Origin of the sequence: Amphibacillus indicireducens, assembly GCF_039539605.1 — a bacterium.
GTDB classification, from domain to species: domain Bacteria; phylum Bacillota; class Bacilli; order Bacillales; family Amphibacillaceae; genus Amphibacillus; species Amphibacillus indicireducens.
This window is the reverse complement of the sequence record NZ_BAABDL010000014.1, coordinates 19,334-42,830: the sequence shown is the minus strand read 5'-3', so window position 1 is coordinate 42,830 and position 23,497 is coordinate 19,334. Positions and strand designations below refer to the sequence as shown.

General features: G+C 37.3%; 18 protein-coding genes. 14 read left to right on the top strand and 4 right to left on the bottom strand.

Going from position 1 to position 23,497, the window contains the following annotated elements; translation table 11 throughout:
• Positions 1 to 244: 244 nt before the first annotated feature.
• The 9 genes from ABD814_RS01150 (at position 245) to lacZ (ending at position 13,760) form a co-directional block, all read left to right on the top strand.
• Positions 245 to 1,603: a family 43 glycosylhydrolase gene (locus ABD814_RS01150; protein WP_344909588.1), complete on the top strand. Its 1,359-nt coding sequence runs from the start codon at positions 245 to 247 to the stop codon at positions 1,601 to 1,603.
• Positions 1,604 to 1,887: 284 nt separating this feature from the next.
• A complete protein-coding gene (locus tag ABD814_RS01145) occupies positions 1,888 to 2,775 on the top strand; it encodes an ABC transporter permease (protein ID WP_344909655.1) in 888 nt (295 codons plus the stop codon).
• Between the two features lie 15 nt (positions 2,776 to 2,790).
• Positions 2,791 to 3,681, top strand: a complete 891-nt coding sequence (locus ABD814_RS01140; RefSeq protein ID WP_344909587.1) for a carbohydrate ABC transporter permease — start codon at positions 2,791 to 2,793, stop codon at positions 3,679 to 3,681.
• A gap of 24 nt (positions 3,682 to 3,705) precedes the next feature.
• Positions 3,706 to 5,307: an extracellular solute-binding protein gene (locus ABD814_RS01135; protein WP_344909586.1), complete on the top strand. Its 1,602-nt coding sequence runs from the start codon at positions 3,706 to 3,708 to the stop codon at positions 5,305 to 5,307.
• Between the two features lie 15 nt (positions 5,308 to 5,322).
• A complete protein-coding gene (locus tag ABD814_RS01130; protein ID WP_344909584.1) occupies positions 5,323 to 6,771 on the top strand; it encodes a glycoside hydrolase family 32 protein in 1,449 nt (482 codons plus the stop codon).
• 85 nt (positions 6,772 to 6,856) lie between these two features.
• Positions 6,857 to 8,407: a glycoside hydrolase family 32 protein gene (locus tag ABD814_RS01125; protein ID WP_344909583.1), complete on the top strand. Its 1,551-nt coding sequence runs from the start codon at positions 6,857 to 6,859 to the stop codon at positions 8,405 to 8,407.
• A gap of 423 nt (positions 8,408 to 8,830) precedes the next feature.
• A complete protein-coding gene (locus ABD814_RS01120) occupies positions 8,831 to 9,787 on the top strand; it encodes a carbohydrate kinase family protein (protein ID WP_344909582.1) in 957 nt (318 codons plus the stop codon).
• A gap of 33 nt (positions 9,788 to 9,820) precedes the next feature.
• The gene (locus tag ABD814_RS01115; RefSeq protein ID WP_344909581.1) at positions 9,821 to 10,420 is read left to right on the top strand and encodes a YesL family protein; all 600 of its coding nucleotides are present in this window, start codon (positions 9,821 to 9,823) and stop codon (positions 10,418 to 10,420) included.
• 214 nt (positions 10,421 to 10,634) lie between these two features.
• The gene (gene lacZ / locus ABD814_RS01110; RefSeq protein ID WP_344909579.1) at positions 10,635 to 13,760 is read left to right on the top strand and encodes a beta-galactosidase, LacZ type; all 3,126 of its coding nucleotides are present in this window, start codon (positions 10,635 to 10,637) and stop codon (positions 13,758 to 13,760) included.
• Positions 13,761 to 14,104: 344 nt separating this feature from the next.
• On the opposite strand, the gene ABD814_RS01105 is transcribed toward lacZ, so the two are convergent.
• Positions 14,105 to 14,668 (bottom strand): DNA-3-methyladenine glycosylase I, encoded by a 564-nt coding sequence (locus ABD814_RS01105; RefSeq protein WP_344909578.1) that lies wholly within the window; start codon positions 14,666 to 14,668, stop codon positions 14,105 to 14,107.
• A 210-nt stretch (positions 14,669 to 14,878) separates the two neighbouring features.
• On the opposite strand from ABD814_RS01105, the gene ABD814_RS01100 reads away from it, so the two are divergent.
• Positions 14,879 to 15,235 (top strand): CidA/LrgA family protein, encoded by a 357-nt coding sequence (locus ABD814_RS01100; RefSeq protein WP_344909576.1) that lies wholly within the window; start codon positions 14,879 to 14,881, stop codon positions 15,233 to 15,235.
• On the top strand, positions 15,232 to 15,924 hold the full coding sequence (locus tag ABD814_RS01095; protein ID WP_344909575.1) for an LrgB family protein: 693 nt from the start codon (positions 15,232 to 15,234) through the stop codon (positions 15,922 to 15,924). Before ABD814_RS01100 ends, ABD814_RS01095 begins: the two co-directional genes overlap by 4 nt.
• A gap of 53 nt (positions 15,925 to 15,977) precedes the next feature.
• On the opposite strand, the gene ABD814_RS01090 is transcribed toward ABD814_RS01095, so the two are convergent.
• Positions 15,978 to 17,063 (bottom strand): hypothetical protein, encoded by a 1,086-nt coding sequence (locus ABD814_RS01090; RefSeq protein ID WP_344909573.1) that lies wholly within the window; start codon positions 17,061 to 17,063, stop codon positions 15,978 to 15,980.
• A 186-nt stretch (positions 17,064 to 17,249) separates the two neighbouring features.
• Here ABD814_RS01090 and ABD814_RS01085 point away from each other — a divergent pair, with 186 nt between their 5' ends.
• The gene (locus tag ABD814_RS01085; RefSeq protein WP_344909571.1) at positions 17,250 to 17,534 is read left to right on the top strand and encodes a hypothetical protein; all 285 of its coding nucleotides are present in this window, start codon (positions 17,250 to 17,252) and stop codon (positions 17,532 to 17,534) included.
• A gap of 236 nt (positions 17,535 to 17,770) precedes the next feature.
• Positions 17,771 to 18,727 (top strand): 6-phosphofructokinase, encoded by a 957-nt coding sequence (gene pfkA, locus ABD814_RS01080; RefSeq protein ID WP_344909570.1) that lies wholly within the window; start codon positions 17,771 to 17,773, stop codon positions 18,725 to 18,727.
• Positions 18,728 to 18,780: 53 nt separating this feature from the next.
• Here pfkA and ABD814_RS01075 read toward each other — a convergent pair whose 3' ends face one another.
• Together ABD814_RS01075 and ABD814_RS01070 are read right to left on the bottom strand one after the other, a co-directional pair.
• Entirely contained in the window at positions 18,781 to 19,773 is a 993-nt protein-coding gene (locus ABD814_RS01075) for a Gfo/Idh/MocA family protein (protein WP_344909568.1), read from the bottom strand.
• A gap of 903 nt (positions 19,774 to 20,676) precedes the next feature.
• Complete coding sequence (locus ABD814_RS01070; RefSeq protein ID WP_344909567.1) at positions 20,677 to 22,458, bottom strand: methyl-accepting chemotaxis protein; 1,782 nt, start codon at positions 22,456 to 22,458, stop codon at positions 20,677 to 20,679.
• Between the two features lie 123 nt (positions 22,459 to 22,581).
• On the opposite strand from ABD814_RS01070, the gene ABD814_RS01065 reads away from it, so the two are divergent.
• Positions 22,582 to 23,481 (top strand): ATP-grasp domain-containing protein, encoded by a 900-nt coding sequence (locus ABD814_RS01065; RefSeq protein ID WP_344909566.1) that lies wholly within the window; start codon positions 22,582 to 22,584, stop codon positions 23,479 to 23,481.
• Positions 23,482 to 23,497: the final 16 nt, after the last annotated feature.

The following is a 23,497-nucleotide window of genomic DNA, read 5'->3' as shown; positions in this document are numbered from 1 at the left end:
CCGATTGTCAAAATTATATTAAAAGATTATCATCTATCTTGTCAAGATTAATTTGTTTGCGCTTTATTTGGGTTAAAATCAACCTTCTATGTTAGGTAGAATAAAAAAAGAAAAATATTATCTTGTCAATTTAATTTATAAATGTTATACTGAATCCAGGAAACGTTTCCAATGAAAGGGGTTACTACAGTTGAAGAAGAGGCTAATAATTAGTCTGAGTATTATTTTTATTGGGGGTGCATTCTTGCTGAGTAAACAATATCTTACTGTTAAAACAACAATCCAGCAAGTTTATCCACGTTCAGAAGACAGCTTTGTTGGAGATCCGATGCCTTATTTTAATGGTGAGGAATTTATGGTTTATTATTTAGAAGATTTACGTGATGATCAAATTGGGTTTCATCCATTTAGTTTAATGACGACGACTGACTTTTTTAATTACACAGATTATGGTGAAGTGATCCCATTTGTAAATGATTACGGCGATCAGGAATTAGCTCTAGGAACGGGTTCTGTTATCATTGATTCAGATGGATTGTATCATGCATTTTACACGGGACATAATGGATCGTTGTCACCTAAGGAAGCAATTATGCATGCGACTAGTAAAGATGGCGTCAAGTGGGATAAGCAACCAGAGCATACGTTTTTCTCGAGTTCACAGTATGAAGCAGATGATTTTAGAGATCCCTATGTATTTTATGAAGAAGATTCGGAAGAGTATTGGATGCTCATTACAGCTCGTCATGATGGAACAGGTGTTATTGCTAGATATACATCAACAGATTTAAAAACATGGGAAGATCAAGGGGTCTTTTTTGAGAATGATTTCGGAAACGATTCCAATCTAGAGTGTCCATCACTTGTATTCTTTGATGGGAAATGGTATTTGGCTTTTTCTGATCAGTGGGACCAACGTGTTGTTCATTATCGTATTGCTGATGATGTCAAAGGACCTTTTGTCAAACCAATTAACTTAGATCATTGGGATAGTTCTGGATTTTATGCTGGCAGATTGGAAACAGATGGAGAAAAACTTTATATAGTAGGCTGGATTCCAACAAAAGAACGTCATCGTGACAACCAAAACTATAATTGGGCTGGTAACCTTGCTGTTCATGAACTGATCGTTAAGGATGGTCATTTATTACCGACATTGCCTGAAAGCGTTAAAGAGCAGGTGAATACGGTGTTTTTCACAGATCAGACAATTCCTGAAGGGGAATCAATAACTTTTGATGCTAATGAGGAAACCGTTCTTTATTCTGGAAATGTAGTCTTAGATGAACAAACGAAAAAATGGGCCTTTCAATTTAATAGTGAAGAAAGCCAATCGAAATTAAATATTATCTTTGATACAGAACTAAATACAGTCGCATACTATAATCGTCCTTTAGATATGGTAAAACAATATGAACCACAAACTGCAATGCCTTTTGACTTTGCTAACCGATCAAGTGTAGATATTAAACTGGTCTTAGAAAATGATATTGTTGTTCTCTATCTAGATGATGAAGTTGTGCTCTCAAATCGGATGTATCAAGCTGAGGGTAGTGATTGGGCAATCCAAACTATTGAAGGTCATCTAAATATAGAATCATAAGAGATTGGTAAATGTCGGGTTAGTATCAGTCGGAGTGCTACGACTATTGAGTTGAGGTTAATTTTAATATAATGGTGACTATTGTGGTAAAGAGCAACAATTTAAGTTTTTATAGTTAAACCACAATTAAATATTTGATACCAGGTTGACATGTTGTGTAACCGCTCTCTATACGTATCAAACTAGTAAATATAAGAAGGAAATGGGTGGTCAAATGAGATTAGTTAAAGCGCAATCTCTAGAAGAAAGGGGGATGTTTCAGTGTGAAGAAAAAGAGTAAATTAATGTATATTAAGAGTAATTACATGCTTTATCTATTTATATTACCGGCTGTTACGTTGGTTTTGATTTTTAATTATCTACCCATGTATGGTGTGTTGATTGCATTTAAGGATTATAGTGTTCGTGATGGTATCTTAGGAAGTGATTGGGTTGGATTTGAACATTTTCGAAGTTTTCTAAGTTCGCCTAACTTCCTAAAAATATTTATGAATACAATTAAGCTGAGTGTCTATGATCTATTGATTGGATTTCCAATTCCAGTCATTCTTGCTTTAATGTTGAATCAAATAAGGCGTGCATCGGTAAAGAAAAATATTCAATTAATTATCTATGCACCACACTTTATTTCAACAGTTGTTATTGCGGGGATGCTTTATATCTTTTTATCACCAGCTGGTCCATTAAACGCACTAATAACTCCAATTACTGGTAACCCAATTTTATTTATGTCAAGGCCCGAATATTTTCGAACCATTTTTATTGCATCAGGAATTTGGCAAGGAGCTGGTTTTTCATCAATTGTTTATGTAGCAGCCTTGTCTAATGTCGATCCGCAACTACATGATGCAGCAACCATTGATGGTGCTTCGCTCCTACAACGTATTTGGCATATCGATTTCCAAGTATTGAAGCCTATCATGGCAGTTCTTTTCATTCTTGCGATCGGCGGTATTATGGGTGTAGGTTTTGAAAAGGCTTATTTATTGCAAACTGATATGAACATACCGACTTCAGAAATTATCGATACCTATGTATATAAACGAGGTTTATTAGCTGGAGATTGGTCATTTGGGGCAGCAGTTGGTTTATTTAACACGGTTATTGGGCTCGTCTTACTTGTCATAACGAATACAGTTGTGAAGAAATTAAATGGAGAAACGCTATTTTAGGGAAGGGGTGAGAAGATGGACAATAGATTGATTAATAATTCTAAGACTGATCGCTTTATTTTATTACTCAATAAAATTTTGCTTACACTTATTCTTTTAATTGTAATTGTTCCTCTGATGTATGTGTTGGTAGGATCATTTTTACAACCAAATATTCTTGTTACTAAGGGTATTTCTTTTAATCCGGATCATTGGACCTTGGATGGTTACATTAGAATTTTTGATAACGATGCAATTATCAGAGGTTTCTTGAATTCTGTTTTGTATGCAGGTAGTTTTACCATTATTTCTGTTGTCTTTACAGTGTTAGCGGGATATCCTTTATCTATTGACGGCTTTGTTGGTAAGAGACCAATTATGATTTTCTTCTTATTTGCAATGTTTTTCAATGGGGGGATGATTCCTACTTATTTACTGATTAGAAATCTTGGTCTGCTTAATACTCCCTGGGCACTTATACTACCTGGTGCTATCGGGATCTGGAATATTGTTTTAACTCGTACTTTCTTTAGGGGATTACCAAATGAGTTAAAAGAGGCGGCCAGAATAGATGGTGCTTCTGATTTTCGAATTTTTGTAAGTGTTATCTTACCTTTGTCAAAACCAATTATTTTTGTTATCGCATTGTTTTCCTTTATTGGTCAATGGAATTCCTACTTTGATGCGATGATTTACTTAAATGATCGTTCACTTTATCCATTGCAATTAGTTTTACGAGAAATACTCGTTCAAAATGAAGTACCTCCTGGGATGATTTCCGATCAATTGGCTAGAATGGAAATGCAAAGAATTGCGGAAATGATTAAATATTCCTCAATTGTAGTGTCTAGTTTACCTTTAATGGTTATGTATCCATTTTTTCAAAAGTACTTTGAAAAAGGCATTATGGTTGGTTCATTAAAATAAAAAATTTAAAAGTGAGGGTTAAAGATGAAGAAAATGTTGCGTTTAGTTATCGGAACCATGGTAATATTGTTACTTGCTGCTTGTTCGGGAGAAGATCAAACTTGGTCAAAAGATTGGGGCTTAGAAGATATCACTTTTCCAGTTGAAGAAGATGTTTCTTTAAAGATTATGACTAACAGTGCGCCAGTTGCACCAGATGATCCGAATGATAAGTTGATCTTTCAACGTTTAGAAGAAGAAACGGGTGTTCATATTGAATGGACAAATTTTGTTGGAGGAACATTTGATGAACGTCGAAATCTCGCGATGGCAACTGGTGAAATGCCAGATGCGATTATGAATGCTAACTTTAGTGATTATGAGCTTTTAGATTATGCAGAAGATGGTTTAATTATTCCGTTAAATGATTTAATTGAGGATTATATGCCTAATTTAAAACGTGTTTTAGAAGAAGCTCCGCAATACGAAGGGATGATGACTGCACCTGATGGAAATATTTATGCTTTTCCATGGATTGAGGAATTAGGTGAAGGACCAGAACGTATTCAAGCTGTTGAGTCTTTCCCTTGGATAAATGTAGAATGGTTAGACGAATTAGGTTTAGATATGCCAACGACAACGGATGAATTAAAAGAAGCTTTAATCGCATTTAGAGATAATGATATGGCTGGAAATGGTGAGACGATTCCAATGTCATTTATTATCAATCATGGTGGTGAAGACCCAGGATTTTTATTTAGTTCATTTGGCTTAGGGGATAATTATGACCACATGATTGTGAATGAAAATCATGAAGTCGTTTCAACGGTTGTTGATGAAGGTTATACAGCCGCGATAAATTACATGCACGACCTTTACGATGAAGGGTTAATTGATATTGAGGCGTTTGAACATGATTGGTCTACTTATTTGGCAAAAGGTCAACAAGGACGCTATGGATTATATTTTACTTGGGATAAAGGAAATATTACTGGAATGGGCGATGAATATGAATTGATGGGACCATTAGAAGGCCCGGATGGTCGTAAACATGTCACTCAAATAAATTCAATAGGTTTTCATAGACAACGCATGGTAATTACAAGTGTAAATGAGAATTTAGAATTAACAGCAAAATGGATTGATCAATTATATGATCCACATCAATCTGTTCAGAACAACTGGGGAACATACGGCGACGAAGAAAAGCAAAATATTTTTGAATTTGATGAAGAGGCAAACATGTTGAGACACTTACCACTCGATGGAACTGCACCTGTAGAGTTACGTGAAGAGACATCAGTTGGTGGACCACTTGCAATTCTGGATAGTTATTATGGCGATGTGACGACCATGCCAGATGATGCTGCTTGGAGACTTGATTTAATGAAAGATGTGATGACACCACATATGGGCGATCAGCACATTTATCCTAATATTATGTTCAGTAAAGATGATTTAGATCGTCTATCCGTTATTGAAGCAGATTTATTCCCTTATATTAATCGTAAGCGTGCAGAATGGATTACTAACGGACAACTTGAAACAGAGTGGGAAGATTATTTAAATGAATTGGAACGTTTAGGCTTAAGTGATTGGCTTGAGATTAAACAGAAGTACTATGATGATTATGTGGGTTTAAACTAAGTGGAGGGATTTAACTTGTTAGAAAAAGAGATAAATTTAAATAGGCCAAAGCTACATTTTTCGCCAAAATCTAATTGGATGAACGATCCGAATGGTATGGTCTACTTCGAAGGGGAATATCATTTATTTTTTCAGCATAATCCAAAAGATACTGTATGGGGCCCAATGCATTGGGGGCATGCGGTTAGTAAAGATATGATTACATGGGAAGAGCTAGATATCGCGCTTTTCCCAGATCAGTTAGGGCAAATATTTTCTGGTAGTGCGGTTGTAGATTGGAATAATACAACAGGGTTTTTCCCAGATAAGCCCGGACTTGTTGCAATTTTCACCCATCACCTTCCAGGAGTAGATGGTGAACGAGACGTTCAAACCCAAAGTATTGCCTATAGTCATGATCGAGGAAGAACATGGACAAAATATGAGGGGAACCCGGTACTAACTGATCCAAAAATTGTTGATTTCAGAGATCCTAAAGTCTTTTGGGATCAGCCTAGGAATCGTTGGTTGATGGTTTTAGCAACAGGGCAATCAGTTCGTTTCTATAGTTCTAAGAACTTAAAAGAATGGCAATTTGAGAGTAAATTTGGAGATGACGTTGGCTATCAAAATGGCGTTTGGGAATGTCCTGACCTGTTTGAATTACCAATTGAAGGAACTGACCAAAAGAAATGGACACTGTTTGTAAGTGTTGGTGATAACCCTAACTATGATGTGGGTTCGAAAACACACTATTTTGTAGGTGATTTTGATGGAACGACATTTACTCCAGAGCATGAAGATATCCGTTGGTTAGATCATGGTAAAGACAATTATGCAGGTGTAAGTTTTTCAGATATTCCAGATAGTGATGGTCGTCGAATATATATGGCCTGGATGAGCAATTGGCGTTATGCCAATGAAGTGCCCGCGACAGGTTGGCGAGGGCAAATGACATTTCCGCGTCAATTGAGCTTACAAACTGTCGAAGAGGACTATTTTGTGAAACAGTTACCAGTAAAAGAAATTGAACAACAAGCTCAAAGTGTCGATGTGATCGAGTCTAAATTAATTAATGAAACACAATCACATCAGATTGAGTTAGATGAAGAGAGTATGGATATTGATTTGACATTAAATACAGTCAATAGTGAAAAAATAATGCTGACGCTCGTTTATACAGAAGGGGAACAAACTGTTATAGAAGTAGACTGTTTGGCTAATAAAATCACTTTACAACGTGAACATTATGGCAAAGAGGATATTCCTGAATTATTTAACAAAAATCAATCTATGCCAATAAATGGTGAATCAGAGCTTAATATTCGTCTTATTCTAGATACGCTATCGATTGAATTATTTGCTCATCACGGATTAGCGACATTGACAAGTTTAGTTTATCCAGAACAACCATGTAAAAAGATTGTTGTAACAAGTGCACTAGGTGATCTAGAAATAATAAAAGGACGACTGATGACTTTATAAAAAATACGTAAAGGAGAAAGTGTACACTTTCTCCTTTACTAAGTCTTAAGTGTCAATAACAAAGCTAGAGGAGGAAATAATTAAAATGAAAAGAAAATACCTTGTACTATTTTCTAGTTTAATAGTATTAATAGGCTTAGTATTTGTCGTTTTAAGTTTGATAACCTCAAGGAACTATTATGCTGAAGAATATCGACCTCAATTCCATTTTTCACCTGAAGAGAATTGGCTAAATGACCCAAATGGAATGGTTTATTATGATGATGAATATCACCTGTTTTATCAACACAATCCTCATGACAATGAATGGGGTCCAATGTATTGGGGACATGCAATAAGTGAAGATATGATTAATTGGGAGCACAGGCCGATTGCTTTAGAACCTGATGATTTAGGAACGATTTTTTCAGGTAGTGCTGTCGTTGACTGGAATGACACAACGGGCTTTTTTGATGGCGAAGAAGGATTGGTTGCCATTTTTACACATAATGGATCAGGGCAAAAGCAAAGTATTGCTTACAGCAGTGATAATGGTCGTAGCTGGGAGAAATACGATGGGAATCCAGTTATACCTCCCCATCCAGAGATAAATGATTTTCGAGACCCTAAGGTGTTTTGGCATGAGGAAACAGAAAAGTGGGTAATGGCACTTGCAGCAGGAAAAAAGATAATGTTTTATGATTCTCCTAATTTAATTGATTGGAATTTCATGAGTGAGTTTGGAGAAGGGGCAGGTGCACAAGGAGGCGTATGGGAGTGCCCGGATTTATTTGAACTACCGATTGATGGTGATCCTAATAATACCAAATGGGTATTACAAGTAGACATAGGTGATGGCGCAATTGCAGGTGGTTCTGGTGCTCAATATTTCATAGGAGACTTTGATGGAACTACTTTTACCAGTGATGATGAACCAGACCATATAAACTGGTTAGATTATGGCGCTGACTTCTACGCAGGACAATCTTTTTCTGATATTCCTGATGAAGATGGACGTAGAGTTATGGTCGCTTGGATGAGTAATTGGTTATATGCTAACCGAGTGCCTACAGAGGTATGGAGAGGTTCAATGTCTGTTCCAAGATCTCTAGAATTGAAAACTACAGATGATGGAATTATTAAACTATTTCAGAGTCCAATTGAAGAGTTCACTAAACTTAGAGATAAGGAATTATTTAAAATTGAAAATCAAGTAGTTAGTTCTAAAGAAGCTGCTAATTTATTAGATGAGATTGAAGCCGATGTATTTGAACTAAATGCTGAAATTCAACTGGATCAACCAGTAGATTTTGGAATTAAAGTTAGAATATCTGAAGAAAATGAAGATGAAACGGTGATTGGTTTTTCCGAGTCAACCAATGAACTATTTGTTAAGCGTAGTCAGTCAGACGAATTGTATTTTAGTCCTTATTTTGATGGTAGCCATGCAGTTTCAATTGATGATAATAAAATCATTAAGTTACAAATTTTAGTTGATAAAAATTCTGTTGAGGTTTTTTCACAAAATGGAGAATATGTAATAACAGATTTAATTTTTCCACGAGATGATAGCAGGTCTCTAGAATTTTATGTTGAAGACGGTGAAATTACAATAAATTCGTTAGAGATACATTCTATTAAATCCACTTGGAATTAAAAAAACATTTAATCATTTTTTGTTTCATTGCGCAGCATGTTATTCAATTTCATCTAATTACTTATTATCGCTTTAGATTAACTCAACTTCGTAATAGTATTTTGATACGGAGAAAGCATCTATGTACAAAACGACTCTATGTTAAGAATTCATGTTATAAATATACACTTAATATGAGGCAGATTCTTTAAAGTTGATTATTATAAAATCAAGCGATTTACAATGTCGTCAAATTTTGAAAGATGAAGATAGTATTAACGAATTCTTTACATGATATGAGCAAAATCAGACAAAATGTCTAGCAAAGAAAAAAGAATTCTCACAAGAACAAAACACTATCATAAAAGAAATAATCTTCTAAATAAAGTAAATATTTATATAATGGCAAAGTAAGTTTAAACAGAGTATATGAGGGGGATGTCAATGGAAACTAACTCAATCTTATGTATTGGAGAGTTATTGATTGATTTTTTTTGTACAGATATTAATAATAGTTTAATTGAAGGGCATTCATTTGAGAAAAAGGCTGGAGGTGCCCCTGCAAATGTTTGCGCTACAATTGCCAAATTTGGTGGTCATGCTATTTTTAGTGGAAAAGTTGGTGCAGATCCATTCGGCATGTTTTTAAAATCAACTTTAGACAATCAAGGTGTTGATACGACACACTTGAAGTTAGATAAAGAAACGCCAACGACTTTAGCATTTGTTTCGTTGACAGATGATGGGGAACGGGACTTTCTTTTTAACCGTGGAGCTGATCAATACATGACTAATGCTGATCTAGATCAGAGTGTGATTGAACAATCCGCAATTTTACATTTTGGCTCTGCAACTGCATTATTGAATGATCCTTTTCAAACAATGTATTTAGACTCGATGAAAGAGGCAAGTGAGAGCAATAAATTTATATCATATGATCCTAACTATCGTCATGATTTATGGAATCATCGTGAATCTGAATTTATTGATTTAACACATAAATGTGTTGCCCTATCAGATTTTGTTAAAGTTAGTGATGAAGAGTTGGAATTGATTACTGGAACAAGATTATTAGATGAGGGAGCGCGATCGCTACATCAAATAGGTGCAAAAATCGTAGCTATTACATTAGGCAGCCGAGGAACTTATATATCGAATGGTAGAGAGTCTGGTATAATAGAAAGTATACCGATAGAAGCGATCGATACAACAGGAGCTGGGGATGCTTTTGTTGGGACTATGCTTTATCAGTTCGCTCAGACAGAAAATCCGCACGAAATAATAACGGATATGCAAACATTAAAGAAATTTACTGAAAAAAGTAATCAGGTTGCTGCACATGTATGCACAAAATATGGAGCAATTGACGCACTTCCTGAAAAGGATGTAGTTTTTGGTTAAAGATAAAATTGGTTATAAGGTTGGTAAGTAAAAATGTATAACTCAAGATGGTTTATGCGTATTGGTACAATTGGCTTTAATTTATTGATTTTAAATATACTCTGGATCCTAATCACAATCGTCGGTTTGGGGGTATTTGGATTGTTCCCAGCGACAGTTGCATTATTTTCAGTTACTCGTAGTATGATTATTAACAATGATTATGAAAAAGTAATTAAAAAGTTTTTTACTTCTATCAAGGAAAACTGGCTCGAAGCAAATCTGTTGGGCTATTTGTTTAGTCTGATTCTTTTTGTATTATATTTCAACATCAAGGTTATTCATTTAATTGAGATTAGACTCCTTTATGTTTCTGTGATGAGTGTAACGCTAATTGTTGGTGTGTTGGTAATAATATCTTTCGCATATGTATTTTCAGTGTTTGTTCATTTTAAGTTCAAATGGTGGAGATATCCAAAGTATGCACTCATTCTGACGATTGCTAAACCATTCAATACTATCTTACTGATTCTTTTATTAGTATTAGTTTTATATCTTTATTATATTGTCCCCCCACTTCTTTTTCTGCAAGGAATGGGGCTTATCGTGTATATAATTATGAAAATTGCTTCCTTTTCTTTTCCTAAAAATTAACCAATCAACTTAATTAAGATTAAAAAAATCGTTCATAAAACAGTTAAAACAACTGCCTTGTGAGCGATTTTTTTAATAACAAAAGGATTAAAAATATCGGGATTGATCGTTTAATGTTACAGAATTCTAACTTTAATTTATTTGTAATTTAAATTAATTAAGAATAGAGCTATACTAATCATATAGACTAATTAGTAGAGGAGTGTCAGACAAAGTGATTAAAAAGTTAGAGAAATTCAAGTACACCCCACCTAATAATGGGTACCCGGAGTGGAATAATAATCCTGAAATCTTTCAATTAAATCGACGAGCGGCGCACGCGACATTGATGCCTTATGCAAATGTTGAACAAGCATTGGCCCTCGAGCGGACAGCTTCTCCATTTTATCAATCATTAAATGGTCAGTGGAAATTTGCTTTTGCTGAAAAACCAACCGAACGGATTGAAGACTTTTACACGTCAGACTTTGATCATAGTGATTGGGATTCGATTAGAGTACCAAGTCACTGGCAACTAGAGGGTTATGATTATCCGCAATATACGAATGTTATTTATCCGTGGGTTGAAAAGGATAATATTAAGCCACCATACGCACCGACGAATTATAATCCAGTTGGGCAATATGTTCGCTCATTTGAGGTTCCAAAAAACTGGGGCGATCGTCCTGTTTATTTACACTTTGCCGGAGTGGAATCCGCTTTCTATGTTTGGCTTAATGGCGATTTAGTCGGCTATAGTGAAGATACATTTACAGTAGCTGAATTTGATTTAACACCATACTTAGTTGAAGGTGAGAATAAATTAGCCGTTGAAGTGTATCGCTGGAGTGATGCAAGCTGGCTTGAAGATCAAGACTTTTGGCGCTTCAGTGGCATTTTTCGAGACGTTTATTTATATGCACCAGCTGAAACACATATTGATGATTTTTTTGTTCAAACAGATCTTGATGCTGACTACCGTGATGCGGTTCTCTCCGTTGATGTTAATGTGCGTGACTATTATCAATTGTCACCATCAGTCGAGGTGCGAGGGATGCTCTACGATCAAGATCAGCAACCCGTTTTCGATCACCCCCTAACAGCGCAGGTGAATTTTTCAGGAAAAGAACTGAGCGATGTTCGCATTGAGTCGGCTGTGGTGAATCCACTAAAGTGGTCTGCAGAGGATCCGAATCTTTATACACTTGTGCTCAGTCTTGTTAATGAAGCGGGTGCGGTGCTGGAGGCGATTAGTTGTCAGGTTGGTTTTCGGGTATTTGAGCTGAAGGATGGGCTGATGAAAATCAATGGTGAGCGGATTGTCTTTAAGGGTGTTAACCGTCATGAGTTCACGGCTGAGAGGGGGCGTGCGGTCACGTATGAGGATATGGTCGCTGATATTGAATTGATGAAGCAGTTCAATATTAATGCTGTAAGGACGTCGCATTATCCGAATCATCCGCTTTGGTATGAGCTCTGTGACCAGTATGGGCTTTATGTGATTGATGAAAACAATTTGGAGACCCATGCGCTTTGGCGTTATGGACAGAAGGAGCTTGAAGAGTCGGTGCCGGGAAGTCGTCCGGAGTGGACGGAGAATGTGCTTGATCGTTGTAACTCGATGTTCCAGCGTGATAAAAATCATCCATCAATTATGATTTGGTCACTTGGAAATGAATCATTTGGTGGCGATAACTTTTTGCATATGCACGACTTTTTTGCAGAAAATGATCCGGGTCGTCTTGTTCACTATGAAGGAGTTTTTCACTATCGACCGTCTGAACGGGCGTCAGATATGGAAAGTACAATGTATGTGAAGCCTGATCATGTGCGTCATTATGCAGAAACAGCTGATGAACAATCGAAACCTTACATTTTATGTGAGTTTAGTCATGCGATGGGGAACTCGTTAGGGAACTTTTATAAATATACCGATTTATTTGATCAATATCCGATTTTACAAGGTGGATTTATTTGGGATTGGAAGGATCAATCATTATGGCACAAGACCGAAGATGGTACACCATTCTTAGCGTACGGTGGCGATTTTGGTGAGTCACCGCATGACGGTAACTTCTCTGGTGATGGTGTGATTTTCGGTGATGGAACGGTATCGCCGAAGCTTTATGAGGTGAAGCGTTGCTACCAAAATGTTGATTTTCATGCGGTTGATTTGGCATCAGGCCAAATCGAGGTGAAAAACAAATTTTTATTTACCAATTTAGCTGATTATCAGCTCATTTGGCAGATTGAACAGAACGGCGTGCAGGTCGATTCAGGAACGACTGACTTTGAGCTTGTCCCAGGTGAGATGAAGCAAGTGGAGCTTGGTTATACGCTACCGACTAACGGAATTGCGAATGACGAATTTATTTTGACTATCAGTTTTGTTGAAAAAGTTCAGCGCCTATGGTGTGATGTGGGTCATGAAGTTGCTTTTGACCAATTTATTTTACCGGTGAAAGTGAAACCAACCGCGATAGAGATTGAGCCCGTTGGAGCGCTAGATGTTCAGGCAAAAACTCACCAACTCATTGTTGCGGGGGCTGATTTTACGATTAGCTTTGACCAAGATTCAGGTTTGTTAGATTCGTACCAAATCAGTGGAAATGAAATGATTAAAGAAGCGCTTCGCCCACATTTCTGGCGGGCAATGACAGATAATGATCGAGGCAACAAGCTTGATCAAAGAAGTAGGATATGGCGTGACGCCGATCTCAGTCGGGAATTAATCCGGTTTGATTATTCTGTTTCTGCTGGATCGGTGAAGGTTTCGACTGTTTTAATATATGAAGCGATTAATCAAACGCGTGTCATGATTGACTATACAATTTCTGTGACTGGTGAAGTTGACATTGATTATGTCTTAATCCCTGGTGCAGGTTTACCGGAAATTCCTGCGATTGGTTTCGTGCTTCAAATGTCGGATCAATTCGATCGTTTGAGCTGGTACGGTAAAGGCCCACACGAATCGTATTTAGATAAACAAAAGGGCGCGAAAATCGGACGTTATACAGGCCGAGTTGCCAATCAAATGGTGCCATACTTGAAACCACAAGAGTGTGGTAATAAAATTGGCGTCAGATCAGCGGATATAATAAATGAGGCGGGGATCGGTTTAGCGTTGTCAGGCCAGCCTACATTTGAGTTAAATGCATTACCATATACAGACAAACAACTGGAGCTGGCGAGCCACAGCTATAAACTGCCTAAGACAGATCATACAGTTGTGCGGATCAACTTGGCTCAGATGGGAATCGCCGGTGACGACACATGGGGAGCCCCAACACATCCGGAATTCACACTTTACGCTGAACAAAACTACCATTTTAGTTTTAGTTTAGCAGGCGTAAAAAAATAAATTAAATTTTACTAAAAACCACCTTCCCTAAGAGTAGGGGAGGTGGTTTAAATCGTTAATCGTGGTGTGAATCGCTTTAAATCTTCCGCTCGTTCAACGATTACATGTTAATCGTGGTGTGAACCACGTTAAATTTTCCGCTCGTTCAACGATTACATGTTAATCGTGGTGTGAATCGTAAAAAAACCTTCACTCGTCTAACGATTAAGTGTTAATCATGGTGTGAACCGCAAAAAATCTTTCATTCTCTTAACGATTAGCCGGTAATCATAATATGAAACACGCAAAAACTGTTCATCACCCAACGATTAAGTGCTAGCACTTTAATTATCAATACCAAAAGATCAGTTAGTTATCTCCGGATGGCAAAAGCAATCGACGAGATGATCATTGACCATCCCGACCGCCTGCATATAAGCATAGCAAATCGTCGGACCGACAAACTTAAAACCATCCTTTTTCAACTGCCGACTCATCTGCTCACTAATCCCCGTTGACGCAGGCACATCTAGTCCAGAGTGCCAATGATTAATGATCGGTTCGCCATCGACAAATTGCCAAATGTAATTTGCAAAACGCTGACCTGATTCAATTATCCGCAAATAAGCCTCTGCATTTGAAATGACACTTTTAATCTTCAAACGATTCCGCACAATCCCTGGATCTTCAAGCAACCGATCAATCTTCTGCTGATCATACGTTACGATCTTCCACGGATCAAACTGGTCAAACGCACGCCGATAATTGGCACGCTTCTGCAAAATCGTCCACCAACTCAATCCCGCTTGAGCCCCCTCCAAACAAAGCATCTCAAATAAATGGCGATCATCACGACTTGGCCGACCCCACTCTTGGTCATGGTAGTCGATGTAGAGCTGCTCACTCGTCACCCAATCACAACGTTTCATCATAATTCACTCACATTCCACCCCTTCTTATTTGAAAAACTCTCCCTAAATCTATTGTAACTGAATCTAAACCGGCTTGCTATCATTCGACAGAAAATGTTCTATTTCCCGGGAAATATTAAATAATCAGCTGACTAAAATTAAAATATGATAAAATGAAGGTTGTGATTAACAGTCACATTTAATCAATTGAAAATCGAGGAATTAATGATGAAGAAAATTGGGATTATTCTATTACAAGTTGGACTAATCTATTTATTTTTACTGCTTGCAATTGCGATTAAAAATATCCTCTCTATCCCACTGCCAGCAACAATTATTGGCCTGATTTTACTATTTCTTGCACTGCAATTGAAACTAATCAAGTTGGCATGGATTGAAAAGGGAGGGCGTTTTTTAATGGTACAGTTGTTGTTATTTTTCATCCCATCAGCAGTTGGGATCGTCAATTATGATCAACTCCTTAGCCTAGATGGCCTCTGGGTTGTCCTAATAATTTTGACCAGTACAGCAATCGTACTTGCTGTAACAGGACGAGTTGTTGAAAGGTTCGGTGAACAAAAATGATCAAATCAATCGGAGCAATTTTGCTAACAGTTATACTCTATCAAACAATTAAAGCACTCGCACAGCGATATCCGAAATTACGATTAAACCCACTGATTTTAACGACGCTAAGCATCATTATCCTACTCGCGCTATTCGATGTTCCAGTCGAGCAGTATCAACAAGATGGGCGCCTACTTACCAATATGATCGCTCCAGCAACGATTGCCTTTGCGATTCCAGTTTACAAGCATTTTCAAACAGTAAAAAAGTATCTCGGTCTATTAATGATCGGCACATTAATCGGCTCTACTGTCGCGATTCTTTCAACACTCGGATTAGCTCTCCTGTTTAGTCTGGATGATTACCTATTAATTAGCCTACTGCCACGTTCAATTACAACCCCATTTGCACTTGAAATGGCAACCGAAATTGGTGGTGTTTCAGCGCTGGCAATCGTATTTGTAATCATTACCGGCCTCTTAGGTGTCCTTATTTCACCTGCGATTTTTCAACGTTTAAAAATAGACTCACCGATTGCAAGAGGAATGGCACTAGGTATGGCTGCCCATGCTGTCGGTACGACCCGAGCGCTCGAATATGGCGAAGAGGCCGTCACATTTTCAACGCTAGCAATGGTTTTTGCCGGTGTGATCACAACGATTTTCGGTTTAACATTCTTACCATGGTTGATAAACCTTGTTTTATGAAAAATTCTTTTACCAAGTTTGCGGATCTAATCAGAACAATATGTTAAGTCGATTTAGCTCAATAGCGCTTCAACTTGGCTTAGAAATACACCAACTTGCTGATCAAATAACGCAACATCAAAGTATTGTTGTTCAATTTTTTCAAGTTTAAGGTTGTAATTACGTGCTTCATTTAAATGTGCGACCCCTTTTTGAATTTGTCTACGATATAATTTGGTTAAGTGTGCGATTGTTTCATGATATTTTTGGTCTGTTCCAGGTGAAATTGTCGTTTGATATAAGTCGACAATCTGATCACCATGACGACTCGGTTCATATTGATGTGGGGCTGTGCTGTCAAAAATGGCCATCCCAAGTTCGCGAATGATTACCATATCAAGGCTATCGGGATCAAAACCACAATGATAGATTTCAAGATGATAGTTTCGCTCCTTGGCTTCGGCAACAATTTTTCGCAATAGTGTTGATTTTCCAGAACCTGCACGGCCTTTAATTAAATAACGCTTGCTGAGCTGTTCGGTCAATTGATCGACATAGTCAACGACTCCATTTGCAGTTGATGCACCTAAAAAGCGTTGATATTGAACGGATGCTGAATGATCACTGAAACGTTCAGCAAAAATTTCTTCAATTAAATCTTCAGCCACTTTGTCGGCCTTGTTAAAATCCATTGCATTAATGTAGATTTCCTCCAAGTCATCATGGATTTTCAAACCAAGATTGAACGCATCATGTGCTTGCTTAATTGCTTGTTCTTTAGATAAGTAGAGCTTTAATGTTTCATCCTTGTCTGTACGGTTTTTCTCAGTCACATTTGCTGACAAATTGATCAGATGTTCAGCTTTACCTAATGCTTTGATTGGATAGCTCAAATGTTGGATTCGATCAATAATTGCACAGCTCAGCCGACGATTAATTACACCGGCAAAGCGATTATGGTCAACGCTGTTTAACAACAATTCAATTTCTTCACCGAGTGAGCGCCATTTTTCAAAAAAACTTGCGATACATGCAGAACGTTGCTCAGTCGTTGCACCTTCAATTAAAAAGATATACTTGATGTCAGTTAAATTCGTTTCGATTAAATCACGGTAACCGTCAGATGTGTGGGCACTAGCAAAATAAATTAACTGTTTCATATAAGGCACCTCCTTATTTTTGCACCATATTAAGTATATGATTAGAAAATCAAAACATGCAGGGGTTCGTAATAGCGGAATCAAACAATGTGAAAAGACCTAGAAAATAATCGTCAAGTCTTAAAAATAGTTCAAAAGGTGGTATAATAAAGAGGCAATCATATTTATTTGAAGGGAGAGATTTAGATGAAGGTGCACTTGAAGCATCCATCTGGGTTTCAGAAGATAACTAAAGCAGGCTTTAGTTGGACGGTTTTCTTTTTTGCGTTCTTGCCACCATTATTCCGTGGTGATTGGAAATGGGCGCTGATTATGTTGATTTTGGCTCCTATTACACTAGGACTTTCAACACTTGTTTTTAGTTTTATTTATAATGGAATCTACATACGTGGATTACTCCTAGCGGGATATGAGCCAGCTGATGAGCAGAGTAAGTATGTCCTTGCTAGAAAAGGTCATATTGCTGGTTAATTTTTCAAAAAAACATTTTAATCGATCAATCGGTTAAAATGTTTTTTTCTCTGTTGATAGGGAATTAATATTAATGATGAATTGATTATTTAATAAACAAAATAAGACTAGCATCTGTTAGAAAAAGATAACTAATAAATAACTTAGTTATATATGTCAACTTGTAGATTATATGGTATACTTAAAAAAATAAAGATATAACAATCAAATGAGTGAGATTTTGGAGGGTGATTAGTTTGAAAAAAATAGCGATTTTAACCTCAGGTGGAGATTCGCAAGGAATGAACAGTGCAATCCGTGCCGTAACAAGAAGTGGGCTTGCGAACAATTTTGAAGTATATGGTGTGAGAAGAGGTTTTAAAGGATTAATCAAAAATGATTTTATTAAATTAGGAACAAAAGAAGTAAGTGATAAACTCTATCGTGGTGGAACGTTTCTTCAGTCTGCACGTTCTGAAACATTTAAGACGCCTGAAGGACAAGCGGTTGCAGTGGAAAATTTAAAAGCAAAAGGGATTGATTATGTCGTCGTTATTGGTGGTGATGGAAGCTATCGAGGAGCACAAGCACTTAAACGTCATGGGATTAAAACATTTGGGATTCCTGGTACGATCGATAATGATATTCCATTAACTGATTTTACAATTGGTTTTGACACGACCTTAAACTTAGTGACAGAGTTAGTTGGTAATTTACGAGATACGATGAGTAGTCATGAAAGAGTAAGTGTGATCGAGACGATGGGGCGTAATTGTGGTGACATTGCCTTACAAGCAGGAATTGCTAGTGGTGTTGATGCGATTTTAATCCCTGAAATTGAACCGGATATTGAGAAAATTGCTGCGGATGTAAAGGCAGGATTTGATCGTGGAAAGTCACATAGTATTGTGATTGTTGCTGAAGGTGCTGGAAATGCGGATGATGTTGCTAAGAAGATTAAAGAGCGCTCTGGTTTAGATACGCGTGCAACTGTACTAGGCCATATTCAAAGAGGTGGATCACCAAGTTCATTTGATCGTGTTTTTTCAAGTCGCCTTGGTCATCGGGTGATTGAACTGATTCAGGAAGGTGTCGAAGGTGTTGGTTTAGGAATGGAGCACAACCAGATTACTTATCATACGTTCGAAGAAATCTTTAATGCAAAAAATAAAATTGACAAAAAACTTTATCAAGTATTTGAGGATTTAGTTTAAGTTTAATTTAAAAAACGACCTAGTCAGAAAATGGCTAGGTCGTTTTGATTAAGTTAAACACGAACTCTTTGTTCAGTTTCGATTGATTTGATGCAAGCATCGATTGCGAGCATGTTGTGATATGTGTTGTCAAAAGTGATTGCGGGTTCGGTTTGGTTTTGGATTGCTGCGGAAAAATGTTCGACTTCTGATCGATAAATATCACCTGTTAAGCGTTCTTCTCTAATTTTCCCTCCACTCTCAATAATGATTAGGCCTTCATTTTCACGAATATCAGGTCTGAATGCGTAAGGGACAGAAATTCGTCCTTCTGTTCCAATCACTTCATATTCATGGCGCATCGTCATGGCAAAGCTACTGTCAACGACACCAATGATTCCAGATTCAAATTTAAAATGTGAAATTGAACTGATTTCAACGTTATATTTAGGATCAATCACCGCCTCGGTTCGGACACTTTCTGGCTCTTGTCCTAAAATATTGCGCATTGCATGAATTGGATAGCAACCAACGTCATAAAGACTTCCGCCACCTTTGTCATTACTCATGCGAATATTTTCTTCAGGATTGTGCATTAAAAATGAAAAACTCCCGTTAAATTGTTTTACTTCACCAATTTCACCATTGCGGATTCGTTCGCGTACCCGCTCATGTTGTGGGTGGAAATGATACATAAAGGCTTCCATAAAGAAGACATTATTTTCTTCACATGCTTGTTTAATCTCAATGACATCAGCTGCCATTAAAGCAGCAGGTTTTTCACAAAGAATGTGTTTCTTTTTTTCGGCAGCTTTAATTGCCCATTCTTTGTGCAGGTGGTTTGGAAGCGGGATGTAGACCGCATCAATTTCTGGATCATCTAAAAGTTGTTGATAGTTATCATATACATTTTCAATGTTGAACATACTTGCAGTTTCTTTGGCGTTCCCTGATCGGCTAGCAATTGCAACAATTTCAACATTATTTGCTCGTTTAAGTGCAGGTATTACTTGTTCTCTGGCAATACCGGCAGCGCTCAATATTCCCCATCTTACTTTTGGTGTCATAATAAGACCTCCTCTTAATCGGTTACTTTTATCTTACTTGATTAATGCGTCCTTGTCATCTGAATGATTTGTTTTTATTTATCGTAGTGTGACTGTCAGTGAGACTCTCGATTCAAAAATTCGAAGGAAACTAAGATTTGAAAGTGGGGATCAAGAACCCCCCACGCTGATAGAAATTTTAATTTATTTTTTGCTTAGGGACTTTGGGTTCGGTGACGAATAGGAGCTAATCGTCGGAAATCGTCCTCTATCTCGGTGTGATCTCTAACGAATAGGAGCTAATCGTTGGAAATCGTCCTCTATCTCGGTGTGATCTCTAACGAATAGGAGCTAATCGTCAGAAATCGCCCTCTATCTCGGTGTGATCTCTAACGAATAGGAGCTAATCGTCGGAAATCGTCCTCTATCTCGGTGTGATCTCTAACGAATAGGAGCTAATCGTCAGAAATCGTCCTCTATCTCGGTGTGATCTCTAACGAATAGGAGCTAATCGTCGGAAATCGTCCTCTATCTCGGTGTGATCTCTAACGAATAGGAGCTAATCGTCGGAAATCGTCCTCTATCTTGGTGTGATCTCTAACGAATAGGAGCTAATCATCAGAGATCGTCCTCTATCTCGGTGTGATCTCTAACGAATAGGAGCTAATCGTCGGAAATCGTCCTCTATCTCGGTGTGATCTCTAACGAATAGGAGCTAATCGTCGGAAATCGTCCTCTATCTCGGTGTGATCTCTAACGAATAGGAGCTAATCGTACCCTTGGACGTTTGAAAATCGGTTCAAGAACCTTTAGGTCATCCCTTTAAGGTACTAACAAATGTTTTCGATGGACGAGTAATCGCAGGCCCAGTCCCACTTATGTCAATTAAAACAGGTGAATCCGCAAATGATTCACCTGTTTTGATTAGAGTTTAAATTGATTCATTTGATTTTCGAGTTGCTCTGCTAGGTTTGAGAGTAATTCAGCGCTTCGTGAAACTTCTTCCATTGAGCTGTTGGTTTCTTCGGCCGATGCGGCTGTTTCTTCGACAGCGGCTGCAGATTCTTCTGAGACGGAAGCAATATCTTCAATCGAATGACTAATTTTTTCTGTGTCATTCGTAATCGTTGCTAAATTGCTGACGGTTGCTTGAACGTTATTGACCATTTCATTGATTGCTTGATTAATTTGATCAAATGCTTGACCAGTCTGCTCAATTTGTTTCGTTCCTTGATTCACTTCTTGATAGCCATTTTCGAGTGTTGCGGAAACCTCGCTTGAATCTAGTTGGATTTCATTAATGATCGTTGATACACCTGAAATGGATTCGCTCACTTGTTCAGCGAGCTTTCTAACTTCATCTGCTACAACAGCAAAGCCTCGGCCTTCTTCTCCAGCTCTGGGGGCTTCGATTGCTGCATTAAGTGCAAGTAAATTCGTTTGTTCGGCGATCTCTTGAATAACAGTTACGATCGAATGAATTGCTTGTGATTTTTGATCTAATGCTTGAATTTTTGTAAACGAATCGGATACAATTTGATAAATTTGTTTCATTTGTGCTTGAGATTGATTGATCTGCTCTGAGCCGTGATTTGATAAGGTAACGATTTCGTTAGAACTTTCTGCAATCGTAATCGAGTTCTGACTTGCTTCATTAACATTGACATTATAATTTTCCATCATTAATGCTAAATCTGTTGTGCTACTTGCTTGCGATTCACTTCCTGATGAAAGTTGTTCCATTGTAGCAGCAACCTGTTCATTACCTTCTTTAACATAGTTTGACGTTTCGGATAATGTTAGACTTTGCTCTGCAACCTCATGTATCACTGTTTTTACTTGGGTAATCATTGTAATTAGACTTTGTTTCATTCGATTGACCGATTGTGCCAATTGGTTAAACTCATCATTTCCTCTAACTTGAATACTATCCCTAGTTAAATCACCGTCGGCAATTCGATCCATTTCATCTCGAACGGTATTTAAGTTAAATAGTATCCGTCGAACAAAAAATAAAATGATAATTAATCCGATCACTGTAGCAATTAATGTCACAACAATTGTGTTAATTAAAATATCATAGCGGATCATCGTTGCTAAGTGAGCCATATCAAAGTCTAAACCAACTACACCAATAGTCGCTCCAGTCGAGTTCTCGATGCTAGTTGCTACACTGATAACCGAACGGCCTGTAGCATTATCAATATATGGAGTTGTCCAAATCACTTGATCATTAGCTTCAATTGCCTGTGTGTACCAATCGGTTGTTCGTGGATCATAATTGCTTAGATCAATCCCTTCTGGTTGGTTTAAGTAAAGTGCACCATCTTCTGTTCCAAGGAAAAAATTAACGATTAAAGTATCATCTTGTACATGCTCACTAAAAAAATCTTTGTAATAACCACTTAATTTAGGGTCATTTGTTTGTGGTAAATTAGATGTATCAAGGGCTTCAGCGTCATCAACTTGAATGGTTTCAAATTGCAATTGTTCTTGCTCGCTGACTGCAAATAATTTTTGCTCATAATCAATAAAAATATCTCGGTATTTTGTCCCAACAGCTTCGATTTCAGCTTTATCAATCGTTGCTTTTTCAATAATTTCTGTATTTTTAAAAGAAATATAACCTGTTACAATAGCAGGTGCAAGGAGCAATACAATCATAAAGAGTGGGAGTAAAAATTTGATTTGTTTAAATTTTCTCATTTCTTATCCCCCGTTTAGTGTAAAATGAATCTATCTATTATCGCATCTAAAGGAAAAGAAATGTAGTATTTTGTCGAATAAACAGTATTTACGTGATAATGTCTATTTATTGGAGGTATTTTTATGAAATTAACAGGATGGCTTATTTATAATGGTGGAATGGCGACGGAAAAATTTATCGATCTCCATAATTGGTACGTTAAAACAGCAAAAACGCTTCAAATTGAGCTGAAGCCGATCGCCAATAATCAGTTATTTAGTCAAATTGAAAATGGTCAATTCAAACTTGAACCACAATTAGCTAAACCAGATTTTATATTATATTTAGATAAGGACATTCATCTGGCGAATCAATTAGAGCGATTAGGTATGCCTATTTTTAATTCTGCTCAAACAATTGCTGTTTGTGATAATAAAATCACGATGCATCAGCAATTAGCTGGAGCAGGACTACCACAACCGTTAACGATTTTTGCGCCGATGTTATTTGCACAGATCAAAAAGCCGAAGTCGACTTTTTTGGATCATGTTGAGCAAAGTTTATCCTATCCGTTAATTGTTAAGGAAGCGTATGGTTCATTTGGGGAGCAAGTCTACTTGATTCATAATCGCACAGAATTAGATGCAATCGCAACAAAGTTGATTCATCGTCCGCATTTGTTTCAAGAGTATATTCAGTCAAGTTACGGTAGGGATATGAGGTTACATGTTGTTGGGGGACAAGTCGTTGCAAGTATGGAGCGAGTGTCGAGCCATGATTTTAGAGCGAATGTCACTAATGGTGCGAAAATGTTTGCTACTGAACCGAATGATCGATTTATTGAGCTTGCTATTGCTGCTTCACAAGCGGTCGGTGCTGATTTTTCTGGTGTTGATCTCTTGTTTGATCAAAATAATGAACCGATTATTTGTGAGGTAAACTCAAATGCACATATTAAAACAATTTATCAAGCAACATCCATCGATGTGAGTCAATTTATTTTCAAGCATATATTAGCTAAACTAAAAGGCCACTCAATATAAGAGTGGCCCAATCTCA

What these genes read in the sequence shown, in the direction of transcription:
- ABD814_RS01145 (WP_344909655.1), top strand. Translation starts at nt 1,888, where the DNA reads ATGTATATTAAGAGTAATTACATGCTTTATCTATTTATATTACCGGCT.
- ABD814_RS01140 (WP_344909587.1), top strand. Translation starts at nt 2,791, where the DNA reads ATGGACAATAGATTGATTAATAATTCTAAGACTGATCGCTTTATTTTA.
- ABD814_RS01135 (WP_344909586.1), top strand. Translation starts at nt 3,706, where the DNA reads ATGAAGAAAATGTTGCGTTTAGTTATCGGAACCATGGTAATATTGTTA.
- ABD814_RS01125 (WP_344909583.1), top strand. Translation starts at nt 6,857, where the DNA reads ATGAAAAGAAAATACCTTGTACTATTTTCTAGTTTAATAGTATTAATA.
- ABD814_RS01120 (WP_344909582.1), top strand. Translation starts at nt 8,831, where the DNA reads ATGGAAACTAACTCAATCTTATGTATTGGAGAGTTATTGATTGATTTT.
- ABD814_RS01115 (WP_344909581.1), top strand. Translation starts at nt 9,821, where the DNA reads ATGTATAACTCAAGATGGTTTATGCGTATTGGTACAATTGGCTTTAAT.
- ABD814_RS01105 (WP_344909578.1), bottom strand. Translation starts at nt 14,668, where the DNA reads ATGAAACGTTGTGATTGGGTGACGAGTGAGCAGCTCTACATCGACTAC.
- ABD814_RS01100 (WP_344909576.1), top strand. Translation starts at nt 14,879, where the DNA reads ATGAAGAAAATTGGGATTATTCTATTACAAGTTGGACTAATCTATTTA.
- ABD814_RS01095 (WP_344909575.1), top strand. Translation starts at nt 15,232, where the DNA reads ATGATCAAATCAATCGGAGCAATTTTGCTAACAGTTATACTCTATCAA.
- ABD814_RS01090 (WP_344909573.1), bottom strand. Translation starts at nt 17,063, where the DNA reads ATGAAACAGTTAATTTATTTTGCTAGTGCCCACACATCTGACGGTTAC.
- ABD814_RS01085 (WP_344909571.1), top strand. Translation starts at nt 17,250, where the DNA reads ATGAAGGTGCACTTGAAGCATCCATCTGGGTTTCAGAAGATAACTAAA.
- ABD814_RS01075 (WP_344909568.1), bottom strand. Translation starts at nt 19,773, where the DNA reads ATGACACCAAAAGTAAGATGGGGAATATTGAGCGCTGCCGGTATTGCC.
- ABD814_RS01070 (WP_344909567.1), bottom strand. Translation starts at nt 22,458, where the DNA reads ATGAGAAAATTTAAACAAATCAAATTTTTACTCCCACTCTTTATGATT.
- ABD814_RS01065 (WP_344909566.1), top strand. Translation starts at nt 22,582, where the DNA reads ATGAAATTAACAGGATGGCTTATTTATAATGGTGGAATGGCGACGGAA.